This window comes from Bauldia litoralis (assembly GCF_900104485.1).
Classification (GTDB): domain Bacteria; phylum Pseudomonadota; class Alphaproteobacteria; order Rhizobiales; family Kaistiaceae; genus Bauldia; species Bauldia litoralis.
Genome location: NZ_FMXQ01000005.1, coordinates 98,938 through 124,671 on the forward strand (window position 1 = coordinate 98,938; position 25,734 = coordinate 124,671).

Annotated in this window: 19 protein-coding genes and 1 tRNA gene; 13 read left to right on the forward strand and 7 right to left on the reverse strand. The window is 64.3% G+C overall.

All coding sequences use genetic code 11. The features are described 5' to 3' along the window. Positions 1-187: 187 nt before the first annotated feature. From BLT60_RS12925 to BLT60_RS12940, 4 genes are read left to right on the forward strand one after another with little or no spacing between them, the layout of a single operon-like run. Entirely contained in the window at positions 188-1,285 is a 1,098-nt protein-coding gene (locus BLT60_RS12925) for a polyamine ABC transporter substrate-binding protein (RefSeq protein WP_090876882.1), read from the forward strand. 52 nt (positions 1,286-1,337) lie between these two features. Continuing rightward, positions 1,338-2,489 (forward strand): ABC transporter ATP-binding protein, encoded by a 1,152-nt coding sequence (locus tag BLT60_RS12930; protein WP_090876883.1) that lies wholly within the window; start codon positions 1,338-1,340, stop codon positions 2,487-2,489. Between the two features lie 7 nt (positions 2,490-2,496). Further along, positions 2,497-3,438, forward strand: a complete 942-nt coding sequence (locus BLT60_RS12935) for an ABC transporter permease subunit (RefSeq protein ID WP_090876884.1) — start codon at positions 2,497-2,499, stop codon at positions 3,436-3,438. A gap of 1 nt (position 3,439) precedes the next feature. Continuing rightward, positions 3,440-4,261, forward strand: coding sequence for an ABC transporter permease (locus BLT60_RS12940; protein WP_090876885.1), 822 nt, complete (start codon positions 3,440-3,442; stop codon positions 4,259-4,261). Here BLT60_RS12940 and BLT60_RS12945 read toward each other — a convergent pair. After that, positions 4,258-6,132 carry an AsmA family protein gene (locus tag BLT60_RS12945; protein ID WP_090876886.1) on the reverse strand — a complete coding sequence of 625 codons (1,875 nt, stop codon included), beginning with the start codon at positions 6,130-6,132 and terminating at the stop codon, positions 4,258-4,260. The genes BLT60_RS12940 and BLT60_RS12945 overlap by 4 nt on opposite strands. A gap of 151 nt (positions 6,133-6,283) precedes the next feature. Between BLT60_RS12945 and BLT60_RS12950 the strand changes: the two genes are divergently transcribed. Further along, a complete protein-coding gene (locus BLT60_RS12950; RefSeq protein ID WP_090876887.1) occupies positions 6,284-8,242 on the forward strand; it encodes an acetoacetate--CoA ligase in 1,959 nt (652 codons plus the stop codon). A 198-nt stretch (positions 8,243-8,440) separates the two neighbouring features. Then, complete coding sequence (locus BLT60_RS12955; protein ID WP_090876888.1) at positions 8,441-10,030, forward strand: TadE/TadG family type IV pilus assembly protein; 1,590 nt, start codon at positions 8,441-8,443, stop codon at positions 10,028-10,030. 543 nt (positions 10,031-10,573) lie between these two features. Here BLT60_RS12955 and BLT60_RS12960 read toward each other — a convergent pair. Both BLT60_RS12960 and BLT60_RS12965 read right to left on the reverse strand, forming a co-directional pair. Further along, positions 10,574-11,677, reverse strand: coding sequence for a linear amide C-N hydrolase (locus BLT60_RS12960; protein WP_425285005.1), 1,104 nt, complete (start codon positions 11,675-11,677; stop codon positions 10,574-10,576). Positions 11,678-12,026: 349 nt separating this feature from the next. Further along, positions 12,027-15,269, reverse strand: coding sequence for a sensor histidine kinase (locus tag BLT60_RS12965; protein WP_090876889.1), 3,243 nt, complete (start codon positions 15,267-15,269; stop codon positions 12,027-12,029). A 216-nt stretch (positions 15,270-15,485) separates the two neighbouring features. Between BLT60_RS12965 and BLT60_RS12970 the strand changes: the two genes are divergently transcribed. Next, the gene (locus tag BLT60_RS12970; protein WP_090876890.1) at positions 15,486-15,851 is read left to right on the forward strand and encodes a phasin family protein; all 366 of its coding nucleotides are present in this window, start codon (positions 15,486-15,488) and stop codon (positions 15,849-15,851) included. 161 nt (positions 15,852-16,012) lie between these two features. Continuing rightward, positions 16,013-16,510: a phasin gene (locus BLT60_RS12975; RefSeq protein WP_090876891.1), complete on the forward strand. Its 498-nt coding sequence runs from the start codon at positions 16,013-16,015 to the stop codon at positions 16,508-16,510. Between the two features lie 82 nt (positions 16,511-16,592). Here BLT60_RS12975 and BLT60_RS12980 read toward each other — a convergent pair whose 3' ends face one another. From BLT60_RS12980 to BLT60_RS12995, 4 genes are read right to left on the reverse strand one after another with little or no spacing between them, the layout of a single operon-like run. Next, positions 16,593-17,129, reverse strand: a complete 537-nt coding sequence (locus tag BLT60_RS12980; protein ID WP_090876892.1) for a GNAT family N-acetyltransferase — start codon at positions 17,127-17,129, stop codon at positions 16,593-16,595. Positions 17,130-17,135: 6 nt separating this feature from the next. Then, positions 17,136-17,699 carry a helix-turn-helix domain-containing protein gene (locus BLT60_RS12985; RefSeq protein ID WP_090876893.1) on the reverse strand — a complete coding sequence of 188 codons (564 nt, stop codon included), beginning with the start codon at positions 17,697-17,699 and terminating at the stop codon, positions 17,136-17,138. 51 nt (positions 17,700-17,750) lie between these two features. Then, the gene (locus BLT60_RS24050; RefSeq protein WP_139167829.1) at positions 17,751-18,299 is read right to left on the reverse strand and encodes a hypothetical protein; all 549 of its coding nucleotides are present in this window, start codon (positions 18,297-18,299) and stop codon (positions 17,751-17,753) included. Positions 18,300-18,337: 38 nt separating this feature from the next. Continuing rightward, positions 18,338-19,150 (reverse strand): hypothetical protein, encoded by an 813-nt coding sequence (locus BLT60_RS12995; RefSeq protein ID WP_090876895.1) that lies wholly within the window; start codon positions 19,148-19,150, stop codon positions 18,338-18,340. Positions 19,151-19,330: 180 nt separating this feature from the next. On the opposite strand from BLT60_RS12995, the gene acpA reads away from it, so the two are divergent. From acpA to BLT60_RS13020, 5 genes are all read left to right on the forward strand, one after another. Next, positions 19,331-20,827 (forward strand): acid phosphatase, encoded by a 1,497-nt coding sequence (gene acpA, locus BLT60_RS13000; RefSeq protein ID WP_090876896.1) that lies wholly within the window; start codon positions 19,331-19,333, stop codon positions 20,825-20,827. Between the two features lie 111 nt (positions 20,828-20,938). Next, positions 20,939-21,014, forward strand: a tRNA-His gene (locus BLT60_RS13005). A gap of 496 nt (positions 21,015-21,510) precedes the next feature. Beyond that, entirely contained in the window at positions 21,511-22,596 is a 1,086-nt protein-coding gene (locus BLT60_RS13010; protein ID WP_090876897.1) for a substrate-binding domain-containing protein, read from the forward strand. A 94-nt stretch (positions 22,597-22,690) separates the two neighbouring features. Continuing rightward, on the forward strand, positions 22,691-24,946 hold the full coding sequence (locus BLT60_RS13015; RefSeq protein ID WP_090876898.1) for an ABC transporter permease: 2,256 nt from the start codon (positions 22,691-22,693) through the stop codon (positions 24,944-24,946). After that, positions 24,939-25,730 (forward strand): ATP-binding cassette domain-containing protein, encoded by a 792-nt coding sequence (locus BLT60_RS13020; RefSeq protein ID WP_090876899.1) that lies wholly within the window; start codon positions 24,939-24,941, stop codon positions 25,728-25,730. The genes BLT60_RS13015 and BLT60_RS13020 overlap by 8 nt, the downstream gene beginning before the upstream one ends. Positions 25,731-25,734 lie beyond the last annotated feature (4 nt).

The following is a 25,734-nucleotide window of genomic DNA, read 5'->3' on the forward strand; positions in this document are numbered from 1 at the left end:
GGACGCCGGTTACGCAGATCGCGTGGCCCGTCCCCACGGGTATCCGCGAGCGTGGGAAGGAAGACCTGATTTTGCTCGCTATTTGCGCGCCGGGCAACAGAGCTTGAGCAACAGCCCTAGTTGTCGCCAATCCTGTTTGACTCTAACGTGATCGCGCGACCGCACAGGATGGAGATCGGACCTGATCATGTTTGCCCCCCTTAGCCGTTACCCGCTCGCCGCGGCGGTCCTCGCCGCCTCGATCGCCGGTGCCCTCGCCGAAGACAAGGTAGTCAATGTCTATAACTGGTCGGATTATGTCGACGAAGAGGTGCTCGCCGCCTTCACGGCCGAAACCGGCATCGAAGTCGTCTACGACGTCTATGACAACAACGAGATCGTCGAAACCAAGCTACTGGCCGGCGGATCCGGCTACGACGTGGTCGTCCCGTCGGCGCCCAACGTCGCGCGGTTGATCCAGGCGGGCGCGCTGCAGAAGCTCGACAAGTCCAAGATTCCCAACCTGGTCCACGCATGGGAGGCGATCACCGCCCGCCTGTCCGGCTACGATCCGGGCAACGAGTATGCCGTCGACTATATGTGGGGCACCACCGGCTTCGGATACAACGTCGCCAAGATCGCCGAGCGCATGCCGGACGCGCCCGTCGATTCCTGGGCGATGATCTTCGATCCCGAAGTCGTCTCGAAATTCGCCGATTGCGGCGTCTATCTCCTCGACACGCCTGAGGAATTGATCCCCGCCGCCCTCAACTATCTGCACCTCAACCCGGATTCCAAGGAAACGGCCGAGATCGAGGAAGCCGCGAAGCTGCTGAAGACCATCCGGCCGTATATCGAGAAATTCGACTCCTCCGAATACATCAACGCCCTGGCCAATGGCGACATCTGCCTGGCGGTCGGCTATTCCGGCGATGTGCTGCAGGCGGCGGACCGCGCGGCGGAAGCAGGAGCGGGCGTCGAGATCCAGTATGTGATCCCGACCGAAGGCGCCGCGATGTGGTTCGATTCCTTCATCATTCCCTCCGACGCGCCGCATCCGGACGCGGCCCATGCCTTCATCGACTTCATGATGCGCCCGGAATCGGCGGCAGCGAATTCCAACTACGTCTATTACGCCAACGGGAATCTCGAATCCCAGTCGCTGCTCTATGAGGACGTCATCGGCGACCCCGCGATCTATCCCGGCCAACAGACGATCGACGTGCTCTATACGACCACCAGCCACCCGCCGCGTGTCCAGCGGATCGTGACCCGCGCCTGGACCAACGTGAAGAGCGGCAGTTGATGGAGCGGAGGCCGGCCGAGCGCCGGTCTTCACTTTAGGGATCGGGGGGGCGATGGCGGCTAAGGCAGTTGGTCCGGTCAAACGGTCGTTCGCGCCGTGGAGAGACCCGGCATCGGCTCCGTTTATTGAATTTCGCAATGTTACCAAACGCTTCGGCGATTTTGTCGCCGTCGATGACCTTACCCTGACGATCTACGAGCGCGAATTCTTCGCGCTGCTCGGGCCGTCCGGCTGCGGCAAGACGACATTGATGCGGATGGTCGCCGGCTTCGACGAGCCGACCGTCGGCGAAGTCCTGCTCGACGGCCAGAACCTCGCCGGCGTACCGCCCTACCGGCGGCCGACCAACATGATGTTCCAATCTTACGCCCTGTTTCCCCACATGACGGTCGAGGCCAATATCGCCTTCGGCCTCAAGCAGGACCGGATGCCCAAGGCCGACATCGCGACGCGGGTCGAGGAGATGCTGGCGCTGGTCAAGCTGACGCCGTTCGCCAAGCGCAAGCCGCACCAGCTTTCCGGCGGCCAGAAACAGCGGGTGGCGCTTGCCCGGTCGCTGGCGCGCAAGCCCAAGGTCCTGCTCCTCGATGAACCGCTCGGCGCGCTGGACAAGAAGCTGCGCGAGGATACGCAATTCGAGCTGGTCGATCTTCAGCAGAAGCTCGGCCTCACCTTCCTGATCGTGACGCACGACCAGGAGGAGGCGATGACGGTCGCCGACCGTGTCGCGGTGATGGACCAGGGGCGGATCATCCAGGTGGCGACGCCGGCCGAGGTCTACGAGCAGCCGAATTCGCGCTACGTCGCCGACTTCATCGGCGACATCAACCTGCTCGAGGGGCGGATCACCGTCTGCAACGACGGGTTCATCCGGCTCGATTGCGGCGTCGGCGGCGGCACGGTGGAGGTCGACCAGACGATGGATGCGACACCTGGCGAAAATGGCTGGTTCGCCATTCGCCCCGAAAAGATGACGCTGTCGCTCGACCCGCCGGAGAACCCGACCGTCAACTGCATCGCCGGCGACGTCTGGGACATCGGCTATCTCGGCGACGTTTCGATCTACCATGTCCGGCTGGCCGGCGGCGCCACGGTCAAGGCAACGGTCACCAACCGCACGCGGCTGGTCGAGCGGCCGATCAGCTGGGACGACAAGGTCTGGCTGACCTGGCCGCGCGACGCCGGCATCGTGTTGACGCGGTAGACGGACGATGAGCGCCACCGACCGATCGGCACCGCCAACACCGGGAAACAGGCCGAACCCGGCTCGCTGGCTGGTCGTCGCCGTCCCCTATCTCTGGCTCTTCCTGCTCTTCCTCGTTCCCTTCGTCATCGTCATCAAGATCTCGCTGTCGCTGACGGCAATCGCCCAACCGCCCTACACGCCGGTCTTCGATCTTGCCGGCGGCATCGGCGGCCTGATCGACGGCATCAGTGAGTTCACCGTCGAGAACTACCTGTGGCTGACCGAGGACGCGCTCTATGCGCGGGCCTACCTGTCGAGCCTGACGATCGCGCTGGTATCGACGGCGCTGGTACTGCTGGTCGGCTATCCGATCGCCTATGGCATGGCCCGGGCGCCGAAGGGGCTGCAGCCGACCCTCTTGATGCTGATCATCCTGCCGTTCTGGACCTCCTTCCTGATCCGCGTCTATGCGTGGATCGGCATCCTCAAGAAGGAAGGCCTGCTCAACCAGCTGCTGCTGTGGATCGGGGTCATCAGCGAGCCGCTGACCATCCTCAACACCAATACCGCCGTCTATATCGGGATCGTCTATTCGTACCTGCCGTTCATGGTGCTGCCGCTCTATGCGGCGCTGGAGCGCATGGACCGGACGCTGCTGGAGGCGGCGGCCGATCTCGGATGTCCGCCGATCCGCGCCTTCTGGAAGATCACCTTCCCGCTGTCGCTGCCGGGCGTCATCGCCGGATGCTTCCTGGTCTTCATCCCGGTGACCGGCGAGTTCGTCATCCCGGACCTGCTCGGCGGCTCCGATACGCTGATGATCGGCAAGACGCTGTGGGCGGAGTTCTTCGCCAACCGCGACTGGCCGCTCGCCTCGGCGGTCGCTGTGGTGCTGCTCGTCATCCTGGTCGTGCCGATCGTGCTCTTCCAGAATCACGAGATGAAGCGCGCCGAGCGGGAGGCGTGAGATGAACAGCCGCACCTCCTGGTTCAACGTCACCTCGGTCACGCTGGGGCTCGCGTTTCTCTACCTGCCGATCCTGCTCTTGATCATCTATTCCTTCAACGAGTCGCGGCTGGTGACGGTGTGGGCGGGCTTCTCGACGAAGTGGTATGTCGAGCTTTTTTCCAACAAGGGCCTTCTCGACGCCGCCTGGGTGACGCTCCGCGTCGCCTTCTTCTCGGCCACTGTCGCGACCGTGCTGGGGACGCTGGCGGCGATCACCCTGGTCCGCTTCGGACGCTTCTACGGGCGGACGTTGTTCTCCGGCATGATCTACGCGCCGCTGGTGATGCCCGACGTGATCATCGGCCTGTCGCTTTTGTTGCTCTTCGTCTCAGTCGATTTTGGCCGAGGCTTCTGGACGATCGTTCTGGCCCACATCACCTGTTCGATGTGTTTCGTCGCCGTCGTCGTGCAGTCGCGGCTCGTGGCCTTTGACCGCAGCCTCGAGGAGGCGGCGCTCGATCTCGGTTGCCCGCCAGTCAAGACCTTCTTCCAGATCACCCTGCCGCTGATCGCCCCGGCGGTGATCGCCGGCTGGATGCTGGCCTTCACCCTGTCGCTCGACGACCTCGTCATCGCCAGCTTCACCACGGGCCCGGGCGCCACGACACTGCCAATGAAGATCTACAGCCAGGTACGGCTGGGCGTGACACCTGAAATCAACGCGGTCAGCACGATCATGATCGGGCTGGTGTCGATCGGCGTCATCACCGCGTCGCTGATGACCAAGAGACGGCAAGCGTCGCGCATCCGCGCCGAACGCCAGGCCGCGGCAAACCGCTAGCCGTCGCCGGGAACCACAGGCTCGTCGGCTGGCGTCATGTCGCGCTCGACCGGCGGGCCGAGATCCGGCGCCACGCTCCAGTCATCCCAGGTGCCGCCAATGCGGAACGGAACGTCCGATGCGGCGCCGCCATTTTCCGGGTCGACCAGCGTCAGCGTGCCACGCGCCTCGATGGTCGGATCCAGGAGCCCTGCCCGGCCCGTGAGCCGGAGGGAATAATCGTCGCCATCGGCGTGGAGGTCATCCGTGGCGACCACCCCATCGCCGAAGGCCAGGGTTGCGCCGGCAGCGACAAAGGCGGTCGAGCCGGTGAAAGCGAATTCGCCAGGGGCCCGGACCGCCTCCGGCAGCGCTGCGAGGTCGATGCCCTTCAGGACCCCGTTGTCGATGGCCACCCTGGCGGTACCGGCAAGCGTCTCGAAGACATCGCCCCAGGTCTCGCCGCGCGCCTTCGCGTCGACGGTGGCGGTGCCAACCCCGGTCAGCGCGTCGATATCGGCAAGCTGGCCAAGCATCTCGGCAACCAGCACATCCTGGACCCGGACCTGTCCGGTGGCGGTCAATGCGTCGCCATCCATGACCAGCGCCAGCCGGCCGTCGGCCGTGCCTTCCTCAAGTTCGGCCTCACCGACATTGATGACGAGTTCGCCATTCTTGAGCGTTACCGTCGCGCCTGTGCGGCCGATCTCGGCATTTCCGGCGATCAGTTGCGATGTCGACAGGCGAAGATCGACGGCGCCGACCGCGTCGAGCGGCAGCCGCGCCGGCACCAGTTGCCATGCGCCGGCCGACGTCAGCCCCGCATGGGCGGCTTCGACATAGGGTGAGAGATCCAGCGAGTCGAAGGCAAGCGTTCCGGAGACGCCAAAGGCGTCCTCCCCGACGGCGACGCTGAGCGCCCCTTCGGCGGCATTGCCGTCGAGTTCGAAGGTCGCGTCGGCGATCGACACCGAATGGCCAATCCAGTTGATGCGGCCGTCGATGGCGCCCGCGCCAAGAATAGCGCCAGTGCCCATCGGGTTGCCCAGCCACTCGACTACCCGGCGCACAGACGGTGTCGTCAGCTTGATGTCACCCTCGAGTTGCGTGCCATCCAGTTGCAGAGCGCTGCCGGCAAAGGACAGGCGCAGCGGCGTCGCCGAGAAGCCGAAGCGCAGCGCCGAGCTGCCACCGGCCAGCAAATCGAGCGGCGCATCGACGCTGCCATTGAACTCGACGGGCTCGCCCCGCCAGATGAAGGACCCGTCGCCGGCCGCCATCTGAGAGGTGCGTGTCCAGTCGAAACTCGCGACGACCTTGTTCAGCTCTTCCTTCCGGCCGGTACGGCGGTCGGTGTAGCTGATGATGCCGTCGCGGATCGCCATGCGCCCGAGCCGTACGTCAGCGAGGGGCGACGGCGGATCGACCTCGTCGGTCACACCTTCCTTGTCGCCCTTCGACATCTGGCTGCCGATGACGCCCTCGGCCATGATCCAGTTGCCCCGGCCATCGGCATCGGTGCGCAGGTTGATGCGCGGATTGCTGAGGCGGAAGCGGGCGAATTCGAGCCGGCCGAGAAACAGCGGCAGGATCTCGAGCTTGGCCGTCATCGTCTCGACCGCGATGAAAGGCTCGTCGCCCATGCCCTCGGGATTTGACAGCTTCGCATCGTTGAGGCGAACGGTCAGATAGGGATAGAGGCTGATATGCGGTTCGCCGCGGAACGTGAACTCGCGGCCGGTCCAGTAGGCGATCTGGTCGACGATGCGCGACTTGACCACGGCCGGCGAAATGACCAGCGGCGCTGCGACGGCGAGCGCAACCAGCACCCCGACTACGGCCAGGGCACCAATCACAAACCGTCTTGCGGTTTTGGGTTCGCGTTTTCCCATCCGCCGGCTTCCTCTTGACTACCCCCGCACCGGATAGGAAGAAACCCCCGAGTCTGCAAGGAGTTTCTTGATTTCTGCCAGCGGCTTCCGGTCGCCTTGCGGCGGCGGGGCCGTTGCGGCAGCGTGGCATTATACAAAGGAGTCCCACGACTTGGGCGAACAGGACAACCGGCCGCTCTGGCAGCCCTCGCATACCGGGGACCTGCCGATCACGCGCTTTGCCCGCGAAGCCGAAACGCGCGCGGGCCGTGCGCTTGGCGACTACGATTCGCTTCACGGCTGGTCGGTCGAAGACCCTGCCGCCTTCTGGGACCTGCTCTGGGACGTCTGCGGCGTGATCGGCGACAAGGGCGATCGCGCGGCGATCGACCTCGACCGGATGCCGGGGGCGCGGTTTTTTCCCGACGCCCGGCTCAACTATGCGGAGAACATGCTTCGCCGTGGCGACGACGCCGATGCGCTCGTCTTTCGCGGCGAGGACCGGGTCGAGAGCCGGCTGAGTTGGCGGGACCTCAACGAACTGGTGTCGCGGCTACAACAGGCGCTCGCCGACTTCGGCGTCGAACCGGGCGACCGCGTCGCCGCGTTGATGCCGAACATGCCGGAAACCATCGCCGCGATGCTCGCCGTCGCCTCGATCGGCGCGGTCTGGTCGTCCGCCTCGCCCGATTTCGGACCGCGGGGGGCGCTCGACCGCTTCGGGCAGATCGCGCCCAAGGTGTTCATCGCCTGCGACGGCTACTATTACGCCGGCAAGACCATCGCGGTTGCGGACAAACTCAGGGAGATCGTCGCCGGCCTGCCGGACGGGATGGCGGTCATCGTCGTGCCTTATCTCGGGCGCGCCGACGAGGTCGCCGCGAGCCTGCCGAACGGCCGCAGCCTCGACGCGGCGCTGGCGAGCTACGAGGCCAGGCCGGTCACCTTCCGGCGGATGCCGTTTTCCCATCCGCTCTACATCCTCTTCTCCTCCGGGACGACCGGCGTACCGAAATGCATCGTCCATTCGGCCGGCGGCACGCTGCTGCAACACCTCAAGGAGCACCACCTGCAAAGCAGCGTCGTGCGCGACGAGCGGGTGTTCTACTTCACCACCTGCGGCTGGATGATGTGGAACTGGCTGGTGTCCGGCCTCGGCATGGGCGCCACCCTGCTGCTCTATGACGGCTCGCCCTTCCACCCTTCTCCCGAAGTGTTGTTCGACTATGCCGTCGCCGAGCGGATGAACGTCTTCGGCACCTCGGCCAAGTATATTGACGCAGTGAGGAAGTCGGGCCTGCGGCCGATCGAGCACTTCGACCTGTCGACGGTCAGGATGATGATGTCCACCGGCTCGCCGCTCGCGCCGGAGAGCTTCGACTTCGTCTACGAGGCGATCAAGCCGGACATCCACCTCGCATCGATCTCCGGCGGGACGGACATCGTGTCCTGCTTCGTCCTCGGCGTGCCGAACAAGCCGGTCTGGCGTGGCGAGATCCAGGGACCCGGCCTCGGCATGGCGATGGATGTCCTCGACGAGGACGGTACGCCAATGGCGTCCGGCAAGGGCGAACTGGTCTGCAAGCGGCCCTTCCCCTCGATGCCGATCGGCTTCTGGAACGATCCGGACGGCGTGCGCTACCGGGCGGCCTATTTCGAACGGTTCCCCAATATCTGGTGCCATGGCGATTTCGCCGAATGGACCAGGCACGGCGGCATCGTCATCCATGGCCGGTCGGACGCGACGCTGAACCCGGGCGGGGTGCGGATCGGCACCGCCGAGATCTATTCGCAGGTCGAGGCGATTCCCGAGGTCGTCGAAGCGCTGGCAATTGGCCAGGACTGGGAGGACGACGTCCGCATCGTGCTCTTCGTCAGGCTCAGTCCGGGCGCCACGCTCGACGACGGTCTGGTCGCCCGAATCAAGTCGGCAATCCGCAGCGGCGCCAGCCCACGCCATGTCCCCGCCCGCATCGTCGCGGTGGACGACATTCCGCGCACCAAGTCCGGCAAGATCGTCGAACTGGCGGTTCGCGAGGTTGTCCACGGCCGCCCGGTGAAGAACATGGAGGCGCTGGCCAATCCGGAAGCGCTTGCCCTCTTTCGGGACCGTAAAGAACTCGCCGATTGAGGTTTCGGCCTCCGCAACCCGCAATGACGGCGTTAATCTTAATACAGTGTATCTTATTAGAATGAAAACTCGGGTGTCGGGTAAATCTATTGTTCAGCTAATAACAATTGTCTTCTGTACTTTAACGACTCGTTAACTGGACCTGCTCGATTCTGTGCCGAATATACAGGCGGCTTTCGCGGCCCGGAGTAGCAGGCAATGTCCATTTTCCAACGATTTAACCGCGATGACGACGGAAACGTCGCCGTGGTCTTCGCGTTGGCTCTCATCCCACTGTTCGGCGCGGTCGGAGCGCTCGTCGACTATACAAGGGTTAGCGACGTTCGCGCCGAACTCGCATCGGCGACGGATGCCGGACTCCTCGCGGTCGGCAGCCAGCCTCCCATGTCGGACAAGGAAGCCTACTCGACCGTCAACTCCTGGATCGAGACCCATGTCCAGCCGGAGTATGACGGCACCTGGACGCTCGACTCCGTCGTCCAGGAGAAGGGTGGCCGGATCACCGCCACGGTATCCGGCGAGGTCCAGACGACCATCGCCAAGGTGCTCGGCGTCCAGACGATTCCGATCAGCATCACCTCCGAGGTGGTCAGCTCGATGGGCAAGGTCGAGGTCGCGCTGGTGCTCGATAACACCGGATCGATGGCCAGCAACAACAAGATCGGCAAGCTGAAGGACGCGGCGAACGCGCTGGTCGATACGCTGGCCGATGCGGTGGTCGATCCCAGCGATCTCAAGATCGGCCTCGTGCCCTTCTCGCAGACCGTCAATGTCGGGCCGGAATACAAGAATGCCGACTGGCTCGATATCAAGGGCGAGTCGGACTCGGCCAAGAGCCTGTTCCTCGGCCAGGAAGTGAATCGCATCAAGCTGTTCGAGGACCTGGGAGAGACCTGGGGCGGCTGTGTCGAGACCCGCGCCGATTACGAGGCGACCGATACGCTGCCGGTCAAGGGCAAGCCGAACACGCTCTACGTGCCCTTCTTCGCGCCCGACGAGCCCGGCTTCAAGGGCGAAGGCGATAACGGCAAGGGCGATCTCGACTACAATAACAGCTATCTCGACGACAAGCCGATCGAGGACGTCAAGGCCAGTCTCGAGGCGCTCAATCTGCCGAAGATCGATGACATCCTCAAGCTGCCCGACTTCCGGCTGCTGCAGGGTGAACTCACCAAGTATGTCGGCAAGCCGACCCTCTATACCGGCACCGCCGACACCTTCAGCTACGACTACGGTCCGAATTCCGGCTGTGAGATGGCGCCGATCCTGCGCCTGACCAAGAATCCGGACGAGGCCAAGACGGCCATCGGCAAGATGATCGCCAACGGCAACACCGACATCCCGATCGGTGCGACCTGGGGATGGAACGTGCTCTCGGACAGCGGTCCCTTCGGCGACGGCGTTGCCTACGGAACGCAGGACTGGACCAAGATCATGGTCCTGATGACCGACGGCAACAACGAGAACCACGTCGGCAACGAGGAGAACAAGTCCTACTATGCCGGCCCCGGCTATGTCTGGCAGGAGCGGCAGGGTGTCCCGGCCAGCAACACCAACAAGTCGGAACGGACCAAGGCGCGCGACAAGAAGCTCGTCGAGATCTGCACGGCGATGAAGGCGAAGGGGATCATCATCTACACGGTCCGGCTTCAGAGCGGGTCGAGCGAGATGCTCAAGAACTGCGCCACCTCGCCCGACTACTTCCACGACGTCGACAGCGTCTCGAAGCTGGTCGCCGCCTTCGAGGACATCGGCAGCTCGATCGAGAAGCTGCGCCTCGCCCGGTGACACCCCGGCTTTGTGAGCGAACAGAAGGGCTGCCCCGAGGGGCGGCCCTTCTCGATTCCGGGTGCTTGGCAGGTGATCGCTGTCGGGCCGGCGACCACGGGCGGCCTGGATCGCGGCGGGTCGGGTACGCGATGGGTCCCGCCGAACCTTGCGACATCTTGAGGAGCTTGTCCGCTCGTCCCCGCGAATGCAGGGATCCAGTCCTCAGGCCGGGTGCCAACGTTCAGTCGGCCACGCATCCGTTCCCGACGCCGCCTGGGTCCCCGCTTTCGCGGGGATGAGCGGCTTGGGGGGACCACGTCATGCCCGGGCTTGCGCCCTAGCATCCATGTCATTGTGTTTGCCGTTTGCCCGTCGGGTTGGATGGTGCCGCAGGGTCACGAGGCCGGGTCAAGCCCGGCCATGACGGTGCGCGGAACAGCGGGTGCCGGCTGTTGCCTCTGCTGACAAGCGTGCCCTGAAACGAAAAACGCGACGCCCATGGGCGCCGCGTTCTTTCTGTAAAATGCGGTCGGACGGCCGGGCCGTCCGATCGGTTGTCGATCAGTTCGTGGACGGGTCGGCCTGGAGCCACTGGAAGGGCTCGGCTTCGACGAAGTGTTCCGCGGCGTTGCCGGCGTAATATTTGCCACCGGCGATCGGCAGCTTCTTGGCCGGCGCGCCGGCCGACAGGTCGAGATCGGCCATCTCCACCCAGAAGGCGTTCGGGGTGGTGGCCGAGTCGAAGAGGTAGACCTTGTTCTTCTGGTCGGCCACCGTACGCCACAGGGTGGAGGCGATGTTGGGCGAGCCGGGCGTGGTGATGCCAAGCGGAACGCTGACCGAGCGCATCACGGAGACCACCTCGGCGGCCGCCTGGTTGGCGTAAGTGCCATCCGGAACGGCGGTGATGAAATTCTTGTCGATTTCGGTCGGGACCGCGCCGAGCAGGAACGAGGCGCGGGCGAAGCGGTCGGCCGCGCTGTTGGTGCCGGGCAGGAACTCCAGGCCACCAATCTTCTCCCAGTAGGAATTGAGGGCGAGCTGCTGGTCGTAGGTCGGCGAGTTGGTCATCACCTTGTACTGCTTGCCGTGATGGATCACGAGCTCGCCGTCGATATATTCCAGGATGGCGGAATCGCCGGAGGCGTCGGAGATCGACAGATGAAGCGTCGCGGCCGAGCCATTCGGCAGCTTCGGGGCGATGATACGGAACGGCTGCTTCTGCAGACCGTCGACTGCCTCGGCGACTGTGGCGTAGTTATCGAGCACATACTGCGCCCACAGGCCGATCGACATCGGCGGCTTGTCACCGACCTTGCCGTACTGCGCTTCGGCCAGATAGAGCATGTTGGCCACTAGGCCCTTCTCGTTCATGCCGTCGGCGCTTGCGATGTTGTAGGCCGAGGCGATGACACTGCCGTATTTGGAAACCCACTTGGGCGAGTCCGGCCCGGCCGCTCCGTCACGGGCCATGCCGGCCGGGAAAGCCCAGAGATCCGTCGCCATGTCCTGCATCCAGTCCATCGACCGGCCAGTCATGACGACATCCTCGGAACCGACATAGAGGGTGCGGGTGCACGCCTGTGCGATTGAGGGCAACACGGCCGCGCTGGTGAAAAGCGCCGCTGCGATCAGGTTCAAGGACTTCATACGGTTGAATTTCATGTACTTATTGCTCACGCTGGAATGACAGCCGATCCGCGGCTTCGTGGAGGTATCCCACCGTTTTATGCTTATGCGGACCTGATGTAGGAGCGGTTAACAGCGAATACCCGACTACTTCGCGGTTAATCACTGGCCAATTATTTGTAGGCAATCGTATTGATTGCTTTTTTCTGAGTTCCACTAAAATACATCTGACTTCCGTAACTTCTCACTCGGGTTCCACCCCGAGCGACTTTAAATAGAATTCGAACGAACCTTCGCGACAGTCCGGTCGTTCACCGATCGATTAACAAGGCCGGCCGAAGGTCGATCGCGATCATTGTGCGCCTGGCGCTCGCCGGTGGCTGCCCTAGCCGGCCAGCACGCGCGTCGTCGGGAAGGTGATGCGGACCAGGGTGCCCTGGGCGGGAACGCTGTCGATGGCGAAGGTGGCGCGGTTGGCTTCGACAAGGGCCTTTGTGAGCGGCAGGCCGAGGCCCGTCCCCTCGCCCATCCGGCCGGAAGTCGCGACCTGGCGGAACGGCTTCATCGCCGTGTCGATATCCTTGTCGCTCATGCCGATGCCGGTATCGCGGATGCGGACGACCACTTCGCCGCTCTCCTCGATCGCCGTAGCGACGATCACCTGACCGCCGGCCCGGGTGAACTTGATGGCATTGGACAAGAGGTTGAGCAGGATCTGGCGGAGCGAACGGAGGTCGGCGACGACATTCGGCAGGGTGGCCGACAGCGAGGTGCGGATGATGATCCGCTCGCGGTTCGCCTGCGGCTGCATCAGCGCGACGCACTCCTGAATGGTGGCGTTGACCGGCACCGACTCGAAGTTCAGGTCGAGCTTGCCGGCCTCGACCTTGGACAGGTCAAGGAGATCGTTGATCAGGCTCATCAGGTGCTCTCCGGACAGGTGGATGTCGCGGAGGTAGCTCTTGTAGCGATCGTTGCCGACCGGGCCGAAACGCTCGGCCATCATCACCTCGGAAAAGCCGATGATGGCGTTGAGCGGGGTGCGGATCTCATGGCTGATGCGGGCCAGGAAATCGGACTTCTGGGCATTGGCGGCCTCGGCCGCGTGGCGCGCGGCGACGAGTTCCTCCTCGACATTCTTCCAGTGGGTAATGTCCCGGAGGACGGCGCAATATTTGCCGGAGTCGGTCAGCCGGCCGATGGTCATGAACAGCGGGATCAACCCTCCCCGCGGCACCCGGCCGATGACCTCGCGGCCATCATTCAGGACGCTGGCGACGCCGTTGGAAGCAAGGCCGTCGAGGTAATCACGAGCCGGCTTGCGGCTCTCCTCGGCAAGCAAATCGGTGAAGGGCCGGCCCTTGAACTCGCCGGCCTCGACACCGAACAGGGCCTCGGCCGTGCGATTCATGCCGTCGACGCGGCTCTCGGAATCGATGACCACGACGCCGTCCGTCGCGGTGTCCAGCATCGCCTCGAGCTCGCGAATGCGCGGCTCGACCGAAACGAGGTCGGCCGGGGCTTCGGCCGGCGGCGCGTCGAGTGTTTCCTCGACAGGCGGCGGCGGGTTGGCGACCTCGACCAGGGACAGCATCAACGCGGTCGACCCTGCCCAATTGACGGCATGGAGCTTGGCGTCGACGGCAATATCGGAGCCGTCGCTGCGGGCGGCGCGGAGCGTGCCGGCCGCAAGCGGCCGGGTCGCCCAATCGCCGCCATCGGGGAAGATCGCCTCGGCGCCGCCGGCGGCCAGAAACGCATCGAGCGTGTCATAGCCGAGCAGGTCGAGCAGCATGCGATTGGCGAAAAGGGTCCGGGCATCGCGGTAGATGGCAATGCCGACCGGCAGCTTGTTGAGGAGCGGCGTCTCGACATCGGCGGCCGGCACGCGGACGCCCTTGCGCTTGCCGACGCCAGTGTCTCCCGCGGACTCGTTCTCCCTCTCGACGCCGAGCGCCTCGGCGATGCGGCGGAAGGCGTCCTGCTCAGATCCGGAAAGGCGCTTCGGCAGGATACGGGTCGGCGTCTTGGCCAGATGCACGACGTTGGAGGTCTCGACGGGCACCGGGTCCTTCGTCGCTTCAAGCGGAGGCGCGGCGGGTTCGTCGGCGGGCGTTTCGATGTCGGCATCGTCGCCCGGGTCTTCGGGGCCGGGTTCCGGCACCTCGATATAGCCGCGGCCGCCCTCGATCATCGCGCGGGCATATTCATCGAGATCGGCGCCCGGCGGCGGCAGGAAGGACGGCGGCGCCGCGGCCTTTTCGGTTGTCGGCGGCGCTTCGGGCACGGTCGGGGATTCGTATGTCTCGACAGGTTCCGGCGGTTCGGGCGACTCCGGCGGCGCGACGACGGTCGCGACCGGCGCGTCGTCCGTCACGGTCGGCTGCTCTTCCGGCGTCGGCGTCTCCGGTTCCGGCGCGGCCGGTTCGACGGCGGGCTCCGGCCGCTCGTCGGGGCGACGGTCGTCGAGACGAATGACGCCGAAGCCGCGATAGCCGCGAAAGACACCCTCGCGGGAGAAATCGGGGACGCCCGTCAGGTCGACGGCGACGCGCTCGGGCGCCTCGGCCAGCGGCCAATAGACGGTGTGCGAGAAACGGGCGAGCCCGGCCAGGGCCTCGGCGAGATGATGTTCGCCATCAAGCGAAAGCCGGCTTGCAAGGTCGCGCCAGGCTTCGCCGACGGAGGGAGCATTGGCCGCGCCGACGTCGGCTGCGAGGTCGCCCGAGACGAAGGCAATGGCGTGGTCGGCGTCGCTCTGCCACAGGAAGCGCCGGACCGGGGATGGCGCGGGCGGCGGCGCGGCCGGGGCGGCTTCCAGCGCGGCCGGCGCCTCGGCGACGGCCTCCGCGGGCTCCGGTTCAGACGCCGCCGCCAGTTCCGGCGCCTCGGCGACCTCGGTCGCGGCCGGTTCGTCGAGCGGGATCGCGAGCGGCGGTTCCGGCTGCGTCGCCGCGGCGCGGGCTTCCTCCGGACCAACGATCAGCAGGAAGAGCCTCTCGTCGCCCACCGCAACCCGGGCCACACCAGCCGGGCGATCGGCTGCGGAGACCGCGATCGCGGTGCGCACGACACGCCGGTCTCCTTCGGCGGCCTCGTCGACCAGCGCGTCGATCGCGCCCGAGGCCGACGCGAGAGCGTCGAAGCCGCCCGATGCACCGAGGACGCGGGCATCGCGATCAAGGATGGCGACGAGACAATTGTCGGAGGCGATCGCGTCGGCGAGGCGTTCGGCGCGGGTCGACAATGACTCTCGGTTCGCCGCGATCGAACCAACCGCCAGCACACCGCGGGCGCCACCGCCGAGATCGAGCCGGCGGCAGGCGGACGGCGACGCAGACTGGCGGACCCCGAAATTGAACCGCAGGATTTCGAGCCGCGGCTGGTCGAGCGGCAGGGTCTTGGCGAGGCGAGCAAGGCCGCGGGTGGTGGGGCTCGACGGCGAAAAGCGGCGGTCAAGCAGCGCGCCCATCCCGGCCTCGCCGAAGAAGGCGACCCCGGCGGCATTCGCCCACAGGATACCCGTCCCGTCGCCGCGAAAGACGAATGCGGGGCGAGGATCGAGCAGGACCGCGCCCACCGCCGGATCGGCAGCGAGGTCGAGATAGGCATGCGTCTTGCCGTTCATGCGGCGTCCGCCCCGTGGTCAGTGGCCGCCCGCCGCGCCAACCGTCCTTAGTGCTTAATCAACTGTTAATACAGTGGGGATCGGGAACGGTCCACGCAATCGGGCCAATTTGCGCCAGTTGGATTCGTCCTTGGTTAATCCCGCAGTTTGGCGTTGGCCGGCCGAAGGCATATCTTTCGCCGGTAGGCTGGAAACCGCAACAAGGAACAAGCCGTCATGCCGCGCACACCCTTCGATATCCCCGACCAAATTCGGGAGATGACCGACAAGAGCGTGAACCAGGCGAAAAAAGCCCTGGAACAGTATCTCGATGCGACCCAACAGGCCGTCTCAAAGGCCGAAGGCTCGACCCGATCGGCCCAGGAAGGCGCCGCCGAGGTCAACCGCCAGGCGCTGGCCTTCGTCGAGGAAAATGTGGCCTCGTCCTTCGACCTCGCCCAGCGACTGGTCCAGGCCCGCACCATCGAGGAGATCGCCGCGCTGCAGAAGGAGTATTTCGCCAAGCAGATGCAAAACCTGACGGAACAGGGCAAGAGCCTCAGCGCGATGATGGAGCGCGCAGCGGGCAAGGCCAAGGGCTGAGCCGGCAGGCCAGGCAGGCTTCGCCGCCACCAAGAAATCTTGTGCGTTGCAATATTTATGTTGCAACGCACAATGACCTTCACTATGTTGGGTTCATCAAGGACGGCATGCGAGATCGTGACCGGTCCTTCCAAGAACCAACATTCCGTGGAGAATTTTTCATGGCCACTACCAAGACCGCCAAGACGACCAAGGCTTCGACCCCGGACTTCACCGCGATGCCCAATCCTTTCGAGGCTTTCACGGTCAACACCCCGTCCTTCGACGTGCCGGCCGCTGCCCGCGATTTTGCCGAAAAGGGCATTTCGCAGGCTCGCGAGACCTACGCCAAGATGAAGGCGAACGCCGAAGAGACGACCGACCTGGTCGAGGACACCTACGAGACCGCCCGCGAAGGCGCCTTCACCCTCGGCGCCAAGGCGCTCGACGTTGCCAAGGCCAACAGCGACGCGACCTTCGCTTTCGCCAAGGACATGTTCGGCGCCAAGACCTTCGCCGACGTGATCGAGATGCAGACCACCTTCGCCCGCCAGCAGTTCGAAGCGACGTCCGCCCAGTTCAAGGACATGCAGGAAACCGCGCAGAAGCTTTTTGCCGCGACCACCAAGCCGGTGAGCGCGCATGTCGAGAAGACCTTCAAGGACATGAAGGTCGTCTAACGACGCCTTTCATCTTCCTCCCAGCAAGCGGCCCGGATCGACACGATCCGGGCCGCTTCGCGTTTGGGCCGGCGGATGCGGATCAGAGCGGCTTGAACATGATGGTCGTCGAATCGAGCCGGTCGACAAAGGGATCGCGGCAGTAGCCGGGGATAACCCCGACGGTCCGGTAGCCGAGGGTGGCGTAGAGCGGCTCGGCGCTGTCGCCGGTGCGGGTATCGAGGGTGAGGAGGCTCCGGCCGCACCGCCGCGCCTCCTGCTCGATCGCCGCCATCAGAGACCGGGCGATGCCGCGCCGGCGCATGTCAGGATGAACCATCAGCTTGTTGACCTCGGCCCGATGCGGCTGGTTGGGCGGGGTGTCGATGCCAAGCTGGACGGAACCGACGATATGGCCGTCGCGCTCGGCGACAAGCACGATCCGGCCGCCGGCAGCCACCCCCGGGACCACGATCTCGCGCCAGAACGCCTCGGCCTCGTGGGCCCCAAATGGCAGGACGAAATTGATGCTGGCGCCGGCGTGAACGCAGGCATGGAGCAGCGCTCCGAGTTCGCTGATGCGCTCTTGTACGTCGTCGGGCGAAAGCATCCTGATCGCGGTGGCGATTTCGCTTCTCATGTCCCCTCACACGATGAAGAGCACATACCGGGCGCCGCTTCGCTTCGGCGTGGTGAAGGCGCTCGGACCAAAGAGCCTGTAGCGCAGGCAGTCTCCCGGGCGAAGATCGTGCCGCTCGCCACCGACCGCCACCTCAAGCCTGCCGTCGAGCATCACCAGGTGATGCTCGAGACCCTGCCGCGGCGGGCGCGCGTAGGCGATATGGGTCGCGGCATCGAGTTCGCATTCAAGAACCTCGCCGGCGAGTGGACGAGCTGGCGGTGAAACCGAGCGGCGGCGGAAGCCGATTTTCGGATCCCGCCACACAGCCTGTGCGGCGCGGCCGACAAGCGGCTCGTAGTTGTCCTCGACCATCGCCATCAGCCGCGACATCGGCATGTCGTAGGCGGCGCAGAGCCTGCCAAGGACCTGGGCGGTCGGGCTGACCGCCGCATTTTCAAGCCGGGAAAGCGTGGCACGGCTGACACCGCTCCGCTTCGCCAGATCGTCAAGCGACCACCCCTGCCCGGCTCGCAACTCCCGGAGCCGCCGGGCGAGACGCTCATCGACCGAGGTTTCGTGCGCTTCCATATTCGGGAATATTTCCCGAATTCAGGAAATGGTCAACCGTATCGTAGATCGCTAACTCGGCCCCGGAATCTGATAGATCACCGGTTTGTCTGCCCCGAATTCGCCGACCGCGCCTTGCAGCGCCTTGAATCGATCCGGATCGAATTTTCCGGGGTTATCGGAAAGCCATGTCTCCAAGGGCACGGTCTTGAATTTCTCGATGTCGAATGTGTAGGGACCTTTGCCGACGGTCGTTTGATCCTCGGCTTCGTCAGGGGCCGGTTCCAAGACAAAAGGCTCACTGCCAGCGCCGGCCGGCTGGAAGACGAGCGGCTGGTCGCTATCGCCTGCGAAACCTTGGGGCCCGAACACCAGTCCACTGCTCGTTCCGGACCATGGAACATCACCCAAACCCACGGCGGATCGGGCCGCGTATCCAAGCTCGTAGCCCTTTACCAATCCACCACAAAAAGCATCGCCCTGCTCGGTTTTGAGCCTATCGATGCAGGATTGGTAGAGGTTGGCCGGGGCCGAGACTACCGACCCAGCGCTCAGCACGAAAGACCATCCCGCGAAACCCGCGAGCAGAGTGTTTTTTATCGTCGCACCCATTGCTTTCATCGAACCTCCTGTCCCCATCTGGGTTTTGGCGGCCTCCTCTATATGCAAAAAGAGGGATCCGGAGCGTGTTTCAAGCACGCCTTGTCACCCAAGTTCGCCGCGTCCTTCACTTCCTCCGGCGCGTCGTGGGGACGCTGTCCGAAGTCCTCGTAGGGGGATGGGAAAAAGAGCGGCCGATCCATCGTTCGGATGATCGAATTCCTGTCGACCGAGGTATTGAGCGCCCAGATCACGACGAAGGCTCCGAAGCCGCAGAGAAAGAGGCCGGGGAATTCCGAGAGCAACTTGCCGGTGACCTCGGTCCCCTTGCTGAGGTCGAGGCTCCCCGCCCCGCGAATCCGCGCAAATATGAAGGCTCCGCCGAGGACGACAAGGCTCAACCCGATCAGTTCTGCGATGATCATGACGGTGAGGCGGGCCGCGACCAGAGATTGCGACCGTTCGCTTCGCAGGAACTGGGCATCTGATTCCATCACAAGTTGGCCCAGCAGTTCGACTTTCCTTTCGTCGACGATGGGGAGCGTCGTCAGTGCCCCGATTACAGCCTCGACTGGCGTGACGCGCGCCGATGTCTCGATCCGGTCGAGTTGGAAATAGAGAAGCCACAGCATTCCGGCCACAAACCCGACGGAGCAGACGACAACCGCTCCGGCAGCAAATGCCCCAACCCGCAGCGTGAAAGCGGGATCGCGGTCTTCTAACGGCGTTTCGCCAGTACCGCTCGTCCCAGCAAGATCGCCTTTGGCCGAGTCTTCGACTATTTCTGATTCGGGCTTTGGCGCCGCCTCGACATTCGGTCCGGAAGATTTGCCCTCTTCGAACTTTTCGCTCCCCGCATTCGCATCCGTCATCGCTCACCCCGATGGCTTACTGACCGTCCTGCCGCAAATGGAGGATGCATGATTGGATAAACTCATAGGTTGCGTCAATACTTATAATGCCACCTCTATTTTTCGCGTGATCGGCGCGCTTCGTAACAGGCCCAAAGTTTGGTTTACTGGCTCTGTGCCACCAAACGAGGCGAGGAGATCATGAGACGGGTGATTGCGGCGGTGGCCTGTGCGGGGCTGTGGGTCGGGCCGGGCGCAGCGGAGGATGGCCCCCTCCCCGACGGGTTCGACGCGATCGAGACGATCGTCGTGATCTATCTCGAAAATCGCGGCTTCGTGCACCTGCTGCCCGAATTTCCCGGCGCGTCGGGGCTCGCCGCGGCGGCCGGCGAGACGCTGGTCCAGCGCGACCGCGACGGTTCGGTCCTGGCCCATTTGCCGCCGGTGTGGAAGCCCGACGATTCCCGGCCGGACCGCAACAGGAAGCAACCGCCGGAGCCCAACCCGGCCTATCCGCTCTCCATGCCGAACGCGCCCTTCCGGATCGACCTGCCGCCCTACAGCAAGCCGGCCGACATCCTGACCGAGGTGCCGGTCCACCGCTATTACCAGAACCGGATGCAGATCAACGGCGGCAAGAACGACATGTTCGTCGCCTGGACCGACGTCGGGTCTCTGGCGATGGGCACCTATGCCGGGCCGGGCACCCACCTTTACGAACTTGCGCGCCAATACACCCTGGCCGACCAGTTCTTCATGGGCGCCTTCGGCGGCTCGAACTTCAACCACTTCTATCTCGCCTGCGCCTGCTCACCGCTGTTCGAGAACGCGCCGGAGAGCATGAAGGCGGTCGTCGACGAGGCCGGCAACCTGAAGCTTGCGGCGGATTCGCCGAAGTCGGCCGTCGACGGTCCGCCGAAATGGGTGCGCGACGGCGCACTGGCGCCGGACGGGCACGTCATCAACACGGTCCAGCCGCCGTATCAGCCGAGCGCGATCCCACCCGCCAAGGGCGGCGACCCGGCGCTGGCCGATCCGGCCGGCAACCCGCTGCCGCCGCAGTCATTGCCGACGCTCGGCGACCGGCTCTCCGGCAAGGGGATCGACTGGGCCTGGTATGCGCAGGGCTGGGATATCGCGCTGGCCTATCGCGGCGTCATCTACAACACGATCGGCGCGGTCGACTTCCAGCCGCACCACCAGCCCTACAACTACTTCGTAAACTACGCCCCGGGCACGGCGGCGCGGGAGAAGCACCTCCAGGACATGGAGGACTTCTGGACGGCCACCGAAGCCGGAACCCTGCCGCCGGTGGTCTTCATCAAGCCCGACGGCAAGCACAACCAGCATCCCGGCGAGAGCACGATGTCGGCCGGCGACCTGATTCTCGGCACGATCGTCAACACTCTGCAGCGCAGCCCGCAATGGCCCAATATGGCGATCATCGTGACGCATGACGAGAATGGCGGCTTCTGGGACCCGGCGCCGCCGCCGGCCGGCGACCGCTGGGGACCGGGCTCGCGGATTCCGACCGTGATCATCTCGCCCTTCGCCAGGAAGGGCTTCGTCGACCACACGACCTACGACACGACCTCGATCCTCGCCTTCATCTCGAAGCGCTTCGGACTGGACCTCCTGCCGGGGATCCGGACGCAGTTCGGCGACCTTCGCAACGCCTTCGAATTCGCGGAGGAATAAGGCGGCAGGGGGCGGAATCGAAACCTCCGGCGGCGATCGAAAGCCACGGCGCGCCGGCGTGCGTTTGTCCTTGAACCGACGCGGCTTTGCTTCTAGGTTCCGCCACAACGTGCAGCCGTAGCTCAGTTGGTAGAGCGCCGGATTGTGGATCCGTAGGTCGCTGGTTCGAGCCCAGCCGGCTGTACCACGCAAACTCCCAATATCTTGCCCCTGTTCGATCTTCTGCAATCTGTCGGCGGTTCCGCCGCCTGGCGGAGCGGCATCGACGTGAATGCCTGGAGACGGACCGCGCAACAGCGGTAGTCGCCGCAGACCGGCTTCCTGCCTGCATTGCAGCGGAGGCAGCGACGGTCAGGGGCCGAACTCCCTTGCAGTCAGGCGACAGGACCCGTTCTCCTGCGATCAGGATCGCATGGAGTCGCTCGGGTGCGTACCTCATCCGCAATTATTCGTAGGATGTATAATGCGTGCAGATTGCCGGATCTACACGACAGCGGAGTGCAAATGAAACCGTCACGGGCTTCCGGCGGCAATCGAAGAAATCCCGGTACCGGTAACGTCTATCATTGCAGAGCTCTCAATCGCTAATATTGATTGTCATTATCTATGCAATCGGCTTATTCTCCCGGATCGCACAATAGTGTGATGAAAGCGCACAAGACGCGAAACACTGGGAGGAACCAATGAAGAATTTTCTTGCCTCGCTCGCCGTGGGCGCCGCTGTGACTGCCCTTGCCGCCGGTAGCGCGTATGCGCAATCCGGCTCGGTCGCCAACGCCGTCGGCGGATACAGCTTCGATGACGCCGCGAAGGAAGCTGACGGAACCAAGGGCTTCCATTCGAACGACGGCGTATTGACCTTCGCGATTGTCACGCACACGGCCGGCAACGGCTTCTTCGATCCGGTCTATGCCGGCGCACTCACCGCCGCGAACCTGATCGGCGCCAAGATCCTGCTTCTCGGATCGGAGTCGCCGGTCGACGATCCGGCCCGCGCGATCGAGATCACCAACCAGATTCTGCAGGATCCGAATCTCGACGGCCTGATCATGACCACGCCGCAGGCTGGAGCGTATGACGACATTGTCCGCGCCGCCGAGGACCTGGGCATCCCGATCGCCACTACCAACTCGTTCGACGGCGGGATCCTCAACCGCAATGGCATCAGCCACACCGGTCAGGATGCGTCTGCCGCGGCGATCGCCGGCGAGGCGCTGGTCAAGTGCCTGATGGACAACGGTGTCGAGGGCGGATCGATCGTGCTCCCCAACTCGACGGCGATGGGCAACATCGAAGTCAACAATCGCGTGTCATCGGCCTATGGCGCAATTGTCGCCGGGCTCCAGGCAGCCGGAAAGCTCGACGCATTTACCGTTGACGCCGGGCCGGAAGGCGTTGGCGTCGATGCCGACCCGAACGATCCCGTCAACGCGATCGTCGGGCTGTTCGAATCGCGTGGCGATGTCGTCGGCGCGTTTGCCGGCAACAACGTCTTCACGCCGGCGCTTGCCCAGGCTGTTGCCCAGACCGGAATGACCGGAAAGATCTGCGCCTACGGGTTCGACCTTGGCCCCGCACAGCAGGAAGCCCTCAAGGCAGGCAACCTGACCGGCGCGCTCGGTCAGCAGCCCTTCCTCCAGGGGTTCTGGCCTGTCATGCAGCTCTATCTGGAGATCGACCGCGGCATTTCGGCGGCCAACCTGGACACGCGCGCTCAGCTCGTGACCAAGGACAACGTCGCCGCCGTTGGCAAGCGCTTCGAGAACTAGGCGCTGCGCTGACAGCCTGAATTGAAAGGGCGTCGCGAGAGAGTCCGCTCTCTTGCGACGACCCTTGTCTGATTCCGTCCAGAGATTTTCCGTGATGACGACAGTTCCCTCCGGGCCCGGCCGCCGGCCGATGCAGCTTATCGGCGGCTGGGAAGCCGGTCTCGCGATCATGATGGTCCTCCTCTACGTCGTGGGCACCATTCTGAACCCGAGATTCTTCGGCTCCGCCGACGCCCTCATGTCCCTGCTTCGCGACAGCGCGCGGTACGGGGTCATGGCAGTCGGCATGACCTTCGTCATCGCCAACAAGGATCTCGACCTCTCGGTCGGCTCGACTTTCGGGCTGGTGGGTGTCGTCTTCGCCCTCGTCTTCAACACCGCGCACTTCGACATGGGCGTGGTTCCGGCCATCATCGCCTGCATCGTCCTGGGGACGATCATCGGCCTGACCAACGGCGTCCTGGTCACCTTCCTTCGTGTCCCGGCCTTCATCGCGACGCTGACGATGCTGTTCATCGGACGCGGATTCATTCTGGGACTGACCGGCGGGCAGTCGATCCTCTACCCGATCAAGGCGCGCGACTATCAGTGGTTCTTCAACCTCGGCGAAACGAACGCCTGGGGCTTCAACAACCAGATCTTCATCGCTCTCGCCGCCGTCGCCATCGGCGCGGTCGTTCTGGCCAAGACCCGGTGGGGCTACGAGACCTTCGCGACCGGTGGCAACGAGCAGGCGGCGATCTACGCCGGGATTCCCACGCGGTGGGTTCGGATCCGCGCCTATCTGCTTTCTTCGTGGTGCGCGACGATCGCCGGACTGATGGCCGTCGCCCAGGACAAAGGTACGTCGCCGCAGACCGGCCTGATGGCCGAGCTTATCGTCATCGCTGCGGTCATTATCGGCGGCGCTTCCATCCTTGGCGGCCGCGGACGGATCATCGGTTCGTATTTCGGCGCATTGCTGGTCTTCCTGATCAACAAGGTGCTTCGCGAAAGCTGGCCGATCACCCGCACCGTCGAGATCAACGGTGTCGAGGTCCAGGTGCAGTCGACGTTCACGCTGCCGGCTGGCGCCGTTCCGGCGTTCATCGGCATCCTGCTGATCATCGCGGTCCTGATAGAACCGTATGTCATCCGTCGGCGCGTCCCGGAGCGGCTTTGGGCCAAACTGAGGGGATTGCCGCCGCCGCCCGCGGCCGATGCCGGCGGAGTGGCGATCGAGGGCGTGCAGACCAAGGGTGCGATGGCATCCGACATGGCCTACGACGCGCGCGGCATCGGCAAATTCTTCGCCCGTCGCGATGCGCTGGCGATTACCCTGGCGACGCTCCTGTGGGTGATCGGCCTGGCCCTCAGGCCCGATTACTGGTGGCACCTGCCCAATACCTTCGCCCTCCTCCTCAACTATACGGAGGTCGCTCTCATCGCGGTCGGCCTGACCTATGTCATCGCCGCCGGCGACATCGACCTGTCGGTCGGCGCGGTTCTGGCCCTCTCCGGCAGCGTCACGGCCTACGCGCTGAAGGTGGTCGGGCTCGATCCCGGCACGGCAATCGTCATTGGCCTCTGCGTTGGCTTGCTGGCCGGAACGATCAACGGTGTCCTGACGGTGATGTTCGGCCTGCCAGCCTTCATCGCCACGCTTGGCATGTTCTACATGGCGCGGGGCGTTGCATCATGGATTACTGCCGGGCAGCAGCTCACCGGCTGGTCCGAGTATTTCAATGTCCTGGGACGGAAGATCGGCGACATCCTCGAACTCTATGGCCTGCCCGATCCCGGCGGCTTCCTGGGGGCACTTGCGGATGTCGTCAGCGTGCAGACCGTCTGGATGATCCTGGTGGCAGTGATCGCGGGCACGGTGATCGGCTTCATGCCCTACGGCCAGAGGCTCTACGCCACCGGTGGAAATCGTCGCGCCGCGGACTATGCCGGCATCAACACCGGCCGGGTGCGGTTCTTCGCCTTCCTCTTCTGCGCGCTCTGCGCTTCGATGGCTGGCCTGATCAACATCGCCTATTTCCGCAGCTTCAACCCGATCGCCGGCCAGTTCAGGGAACTCGACGGGATCGCTGCGGTGATCATCGGCGGCGGCTCGATCTTCGGTGGCTACGGCACGATCATCGGCGCGCTCGCCGGCGCCGGTGTCATCACGCTCATCCGGGCCCTGCTCCAGCTCAACGTGGAGGGCTTCTCGATGCCGCAGCATTGGGTCAACGTCTTCCTCGGAGTCATCCTGATCATTGCCGTGCTCATCGACATCTGGGTCCGTCAGGCAAACATCATTGGCGAGTTGCGGGCGAGCCTGCGAATTGCCCGGAGGAGAAAGAAGGAAGACGCGAATGTCTGAAACCACCGTCAAGCCGACGCCGATTATCCAGATGCAGGGGATCCACAAGTCGTTTGGTGCCGTACAGGCGCTCGGTGACGTCAATCTGAAGCTATATCCGGGAGAGGTCCTCGGCCTGGTTGGCGACAACTCGGCCGGCAAGTCGACGCTGATGAAGATCCTGACCGGCGCGTATCATCGCGACACCGGCTCGGTGCTGGTCGACGGCAAGGCGACCCATTTCAGGAACCCGCATGAGAGCCGCGACTCCGGGATCGAGATGATCTACCAGGACTTCGCGCTGTGCGGGAACATGGATGTCGGCCAGAATATCTTCCTCGGGCGCTGGCCGCGCCGTGGTCCCTTCGTCGATCGCAAGACGATGTATTCGGAGGCCGACAAGGTCCTCAAACGACTCAAGGTCGACGTCAATTCGGTCTTCCAGAGGGTCGAGAGCCTGTCAGGCGGCCGCCAGCAGTCGGTTGCCATTGCACGCGCGATCTCGTTCGATCCCCGCGTCGTCATTCTCGACGAGCCGACGGCAAACCTGTCGGTGATGGCGACCGAACGCCTGCTCGAGACGATGCTGGAACTCAAGAAGCACGGAGTTGCCCAGATCATCATCTCGCATCGGCTCCAGGACATCTTCGCGGTCGGTGACCGGGTGATGGTGCTGAAGCGCGGCGAGAATGTCGGCGACCGCTTCATCGCGCACACCACCGAACAGGAAGTCCTGCAGATTATCGTCTCAGGTACACCCGAGAACGCCCTGACGGCGGAACAGGCTGTGGCCGAAGCCGCTTGAGGGG